At 54.4% G+C, this 1,335-nt stretch carries 1 protein-coding gene; it reads right to left on the reverse strand.

The window, feature by feature from the left end:
- Positions 1-1,133: ISKra4 family transposase (locus FJU08_RS22605; RefSeq protein ID WP_141151298.1), on the reverse strand; the 1,133-nt coding region annotated here is incomplete at its 3' end.
- Positions 1,134-1,335: the final 202 nt, after the last annotated feature.

Consider the following 1,335-nt stretch of genomic DNA (forward strand, 5'->3'; position numbering starts at 1 on the left):
TTGTTAACAATGTAGGTTTCGAATTCGGCGGCGGATTTGCGCAAGGCCTTGAAGCTCGAGTAGTTGGTTTCGATCTCATCCAGTTCAACGAACAGATCTGAGATTATTGTCTGGCCGTCATGTGGCTTGCCGTGCCAAAGGAAGCCTTTGATTTGGCGGAGCAGGCGGGAGATAACCTCAGCTTCTTCTGGATTGTTGTGAGCCAGCCCCTTCACATATTGCAGCATCACCGTGATGCGCATGGTGATATGAAACCAGTCGAGGATGTGTTCCGAGGCTGGCGCCATATGGCGGGCCATTTTGATGACTGTATCGCCGCCATCGGTCATGAATGTTACCATCTGGTTTTCCTGCCAGCCCTGATCTTTCAGCACTTCATGCAGCCACCGTTTCGGTTTGACATCATGGCTTTGAACGAGGCCCAGGTAGCGACTGGGCCGATTTGTCGGGATCGACTTGCCCACCGGCACCTCAAAATGCAACTGGCCGACATCACGGGATCGAACATAACCGCCATCAATTCCGACCGTAATCGGTCCTTCCGGATTGGGGCGTTTTGCCCGCTGATGAGCGTTGGTGCTGATGACGCTGAAGCGCTCGTCAGCCAGATCGGCTTCCATTCGACCCGCCACCCGCCCCAAATGTCGGCGGATACTGTCCGGACTGAGGTTTTTATCAACGGGCAAGACATCCTTCAGAATGTCAGCTGTCACCCCGAAAGACACCAACGATGCCCATTTCGTTTCCAGCCAGAGCAGTTCTGGGACAATGTGGTCGGGCAGAAGCTCGGTTAGGGGACTGAAGGTCTTGGACGGTCCATCGTGGCATTGGCAATGGTAGAAACGGGGACTGTCGATACCGACGTCGCCGAAAACCGTGCGGTATCTGACTTGTCGATGCGCTTTGCACCGCAGTTTTCGACCGCAGCACTGGCAATATGCGCGCTCGGCGCAAAAGGCTGCACACTGCGCGTCCACAATCTTTTGCTGGATATTCAGCAGAAGCGTCTTGCTTTCGTCAATGCTCAGTCCGATTTCGCCGATCGTTTCGAACCCTTTGGTGAGCTTACCCATCGTGTCGGTGTGGGATGTGCCGTCCGGGGCGGTGACTGTGACCTTGATTTCAACATCCATGCTCGTACTTTCCTGCCAACTTTTTATGCCGTTCGTGCGCCTCAGTGCGTGAGGAGTACCCGCAAACCCTGAAAGCAGGCTACGACGCCCGCAGTGACGCCCACTTGAAACCCACTGCTTCTATTGCCTGAAGCTGGTTTCACAGGGCTGGTTCATGGATGAATTTGAGTATGAGGCTCGGACAGAAAAGCGAAGAGCCAAG

This window comes from Martelella alba (genome assembly GCF_006516955.1).
GTDB classification, from domain to species: Bacteria; Pseudomonadota; Alphaproteobacteria; order Rhizobiales; family Rhizobiaceae; genus Martelella; species Martelella alba.